This is a genomic window from Pseudoalteromonas sp. AOP7-A1-14 (genome assembly GCF_052376275.1).
Classification (GTDB): Bacteria; Pseudomonadota; Gammaproteobacteria; order Enterobacterales; family Alteromonadaceae; genus Pseudoalteromonas.
In genome coordinates, this window is record NZ_JBQSVO010000169.1 from 1 (window position 1) to 4968 (window position 4968).

At 39.6% G+C, this 4968-nt stretch carries 3 protein-coding genes; all 3 read right to left on the minus strand.

The features are described 5' to 3' along the window. The coding region (locus tag ACT3RM_RS16880; protein WP_444511446.1) for a hypothetical protein at positions 1-1841 on the minus strand (1841 nt) is incomplete at its 3' end. Next, positions 1841-3676, minus strand: a complete 1836-nt coding sequence (locus ACT3RM_RS16885; protein ID WP_193050457.1) for a hypothetical protein — start codon at positions 3674-3676, stop codon at positions 1841-1843. The genes ACT3RM_RS16880 and ACT3RM_RS16885, both read right to left, overlap by 1 nt. Beyond that, on the minus strand, positions 3666-4968 hold a 1303-nt coding region (locus tag ACT3RM_RS16890), incomplete at its 5' end, for a tyrosine-type recombinase/integrase (RefSeq protein WP_444511447.1). The genes ACT3RM_RS16885 and ACT3RM_RS16890, both read right to left, overlap by 11 nt.

The window sequence follows — 4968 nt, forward strand, 5'->3', positions numbered from 1 at the left end:
TTCATTGCCCTAAAGCTCTGTATCAACCTCTTATTTTGACGTTTTAATTCTTTGGCAGTTTTGTCGGTATTCACTTGGAACTCACAAGGCTTCTTCTCCGCAGCGAATTGCCCAATACCACATAAACGACTGCAACTTGGGTTAAGGCAATATCCACCTGTAGGAAGCTTAACAATGGCGATGGTTTTGTTTCTTACCAATTCTTCTATTTCAGTCCTAGACATATACACTTGATGACCATTCTTCACCCTCTGAAATTTATCCAAAGCAATACGCTCACCGCCACCGCCGCTGAGGTGTTCAGTCTCATTGTATATTTCATCAAAAGCGTCAACCCCCATATGAATACCTTCCTCTTCGAGTAATTCTAAAAGGTCGGCATCAAGCAACAACTCTTCCATCGCTTGAAGAGCTGCGTTATTAGCGTAGTAATCTGACATATTGATGTTTTGATGCTTGTATTGAAACTTTATTGCAGTGCTTGAGCCGAATCCGTACCGTTTGAAAAAGACAGCAAAGCTTCGCCTAAAATCATGAGGTGTCAGCCTTGGTAATCCCTCACCTGAAGTCATTTCTCCTTCACGAGATGGGTTAAGTCGGTTGAACTCTTCGATATCTTCGTTACTAGCTGTCAATTTAAGAGAAGCTGCATATTGGGTCAGCAGTCTTTGACTATTTGCTTGCACAAACGAAGCCGCTGACGTGGTATTATGACGTAAAATAATAAAAGCTGAATTTAGTTCTTTTGATGCTTTAGCGTGTTCATCCTCTCTATAGGCACCACTATTAATTTTCTCATCAATGAGCGTTTTATAATGATCTCTTAAGCTTTCAGTCATATCGAATGCAAGCTCAAGTGCATCTTTAACAATAGGGTGTGTTTGCCATGTTACGGTTCTGGGTATTCCGTCTTCACCTTTTGATGTTTCACCCGATACAATCGAGATTAACTTGTGCTTGCCTACCTGCTTGGTGCTGTAACGAGAAGGGTTAAAACTTAGCACCTCACCTATACGCCCACCACTAAAGGCCAATGTGATAATCAAGCACGCTGATTGTATTTTGCCAAGCTCTGAACCATTTAAAGTGATATTAAAATCAGGGATCTGATGATCGATATTCTTTAGCCTTTTCCTTATCTGATGATCTACCGCTTTATCATTTTGCTCTTTAGTCAGAGAGTTATTGCTAAAGTCACACTGCGACTTAACATCATCAGATATCTGGATTACTTGTGATACTAACTTTGAGATCCCGTGTCGGAGTACGTGGTATTTTTCAACAACATTAATTGCATCAGCAATGATCGCATAGTACATATCAATTGGAATGGCAATACTTTGTTTGGTTATACGCCCCTTTGATAATGCCAATAATTCATCACCACTAAACCTCCTACCGATGAGGTTAGCTTGATACAATATATTGAAAGCCGTGAGCATCCCTCTTATGGATATATCGTTGAAATTAGAAGCAGACACCTTCCTTTTAAACATTCTATAAACAACATCATCACTAAGGCTGTTCCAGTTACAACCCGAAAGGCACTGAGCTATTTTTTCCAACCCTCTTCTCCACGCATTCAATTGGCTAGCAGTCGGAGGTGCAGATTCTTGCTCCCTCAGAAACTCATATATGGAGAACAGCGCATCTTGGATATGCCTACGATATTGTTTTTCAACTTTTGAAAACGAAACCACAGCGTTTTTACCAACGGCTTTAGCTTCTGAGCCAGATAAGTCCCATGATTCATCATATATTAATGATAACGTCTCACCTTCAGATGTACGCGAAACGACAGTGTTGTTGATGTATGGCTTAGCCCTAACTAAACTGGACATTATGCAAACACCTCCAATAGATCATTTAAGCTATATACGCTGGAATATAATGGATGTACCTCAGTCTTATGTTTCTCCAACGCTTGCTTAAAATTCTCTTTGGACTTTTCCTCGAAACGCTGAAGTATCCCATTTACTGTTTGGTATAGCGTGTTGTATTTACCGTCTGGAAATGAATTAATCGACGGCAATTGCTGCATCTCTTGTAACGTATCTCTAAATGAGAGCATGAGCCAAATATCTTGAACGTCGGACACAAGAGCGTGTTGTTCACATTCGAAGCAACCTAAAAAATCAGTACAAGCAGGCTCAATGCTGTCTGTTGCTACACCAGCCTTTGCAAGTGATTTTTCAATTAAACGAAGTGCACCCTTTGTAGAATCATTGCACCTTACCCCTAATGGTGTCCTAGCCTCATGAGAGCGTTCTTCACCTTTTCGTAGTTCCTGATATTCATAGTCACTTAAGATGTCACCATACTTGAATTTGGCCTCTTCTGTAGCAGCCTTAATGTCTTTTCCTTTTGCAATGTTGAACTTCGCTTCAATAGATGCTCCCAGGTTATTTTCATGATCGCCTTCCACACCTGTTGAATAGCTTCTTCCTATCGTTTCTATACTGTTATTAGCCGACATAGCTACTAAGAAAACACTATCAGTAGCCTTCATCAAAGCATCTAGTTTGGTTTTTCGCATTGAAGAGGGGCTTATCTCCACCAATCCCAAAAGCTTTAAAAGCTTATTGATTGATTTTTGCGGTGAGTCACTAATATCCGCAAAAGACAAAGCTTCTCCGCTTACCGATCTGTATGGAAACAAAAATGCTTCAGGTTCGTGAGAAGTAATATCGCCTGAAATGGCATACCATTTATCTAAAAATGACTTGGCATACTTGCTGAATCCAAGTGAATTGTCTTGCTCTTGATGTCCAGCTCTTCCTTTAACGCTCTCTAATATATATTGACCACCCCCCACTGACTTATACTTGATATCTTTCCTTTTCATATACATTAAAGGGCTAGTATTCATTCCTGTCCACATGTAGCAAAGCATCAGAGCAAGTTTCGTCATTTGGTTTACCCAGTCCCCGCGAGCGACAGACTTTGTAAACGACATCCTTTTATGTACAACCTTTTCTTCGTGTCTGCGGCACATCTCTGCGTTAAAAAGTGTTTCGTCATACAAAGGGTGGACCATAGGGCGCGTGCCATTTTGAAAGTGTTCAGCCAGAACATAAAAGGCTATTAGCATTTGCTTAGCAACAGGCTTAAGCTCACCTTCTAAACTGAGAGCTTTTTGACCTTTTGTGTTTTTTCTAGATCCTTTCAATAATGGAAGTGCCTTTGCTGTATCCAGTATTCCTTTTTGTTCAAATATCCATCTAAAAGATGAAGTAACTACTCTCCAAGACCCTTGCGTATATTTTCCTTCTTTGTACCAGTTACCCCATTGATTCATGTATTCTTTTATGAGGTTTTCATTGAAATACTCACCATCTGAAATGGCATGACCTTTTGAGTCTAACCACGCAAGGTACTTCAATATGACGCTGAATGTGATGCTTCTAGTAGCATCGAAATTGGGAGCTAATAAGCAGTACATTTCTCGAATAAATTGGTCACGATTCATATTGCGTAACAAAGTACCGTCAGGGAAGTTATTAGTACCCCTTTTTAGAACTGGACAACCAAAATATCTTAAACGTTTAAAATGAACATTCTTGTGCTTCCCTGCGGATAAAGATATATCTTCAACACGTAATTGATATACTGATGCTGGAGGTTTTATTACACTCTCAGTGGGAAGGACCGCCTTTCTTTTGCTTTTAACTTTCATTTACCCTTTCCTTGTGAGTAAGCTGAACTTCACTTGTAGAAATATCATCAAAAACTCCTATAAAATCTAAGATGTCTTCGTAAATTTCATCCCCTGTAGGCTCATCTTGGGCTATTTTTAGATATAAAAGGGTCGTACTCTCATCATCGTGTCCAAGCAAAGCCGATACTTGAGCTAAAGCCATATCTGGTGTCGTTTTTCGCAGTAACGCTCTAAACAGAGCGACAGCGAAAGTGGCTCTTAAGTTATGAATTGTTGCCTCTAGTGTTCTGCCTGTCTTAACTTTAACAGTAGCTCGGATCTCTCCCCATCTAGCGTTTAAATCATTTAACTTAGTGAAGAATGGCTTACCTGTAGAGCTTATAAATATGTAATCCTTGCTCTCATCAACACCATCCTCGACATTGAAGAATGCAACGTCACCAGCTTCTCTTTTCGACTTGCAAAGCTCTTTAAATTTCTTTAGTCGCTTCAGATAGCGATCAGTTCTGGTGTAGTCATATATCATTTGCATAGTGCTTGCAGGAATGATCGTTTTTCGAGTTTTGTTATTCCCGTCGCGAGTTTTTGTTAGCGACCCATATTGCTCACCGACTCCAAGCCGTAGAATAGGCTTACGGTGATCGGGCTTGATAATTTGACCTTGATGCAAACTTGCGACTTCTTCTCTTCGCAATCCAGTAAATCGTGAAACCAAGAAGAATAGCGAGTATTCAATTGCTAATTTAGATGGTTTGAGATGTCCTGAAACATTTTTGATAACTGTTTTAGTGTTAAGCAAAATATTTTCAACCTCCTTCCATTCTGTATTGGTAAGAGGTCTAATATCTTTTCTTGATGATGGAATTGCGCCGCCTGAATTTCGTTTGGAACGAGGGAAATTCAAGCGTAAATCTGTTGTATGAACCGCCTTTGACATGTAGCCTTTCATGTTCGTGCCACTTGTCTGAAAGTTAATGTTGATTATCTCATGGTCAAAAGGAGGGTTGTTAAACCTGTAACCTTGTCTTAGGTGAAATGAATAAAACTTAATAACGGCATTCATATAAGCTGTTGCTGTTGTTCTAGCCAATTTTAAATCTGGATTAATTTCTTTTATTACTGCATCTTTTAAAGCCTGCCTATATTGGTAAGTGATTCTTTGAGCCTTTCTTTTCGCCATATAATCCCATTCAGGGCGCGGTAAATCTGTTAACTCATCAAATATATCTTCATCAAATTCATCGTCCCATTGTTCTTGGAACTTTATTAGGAAGGAAAAGAAGTGAACCAACCCTTTGCTGTATTGATCG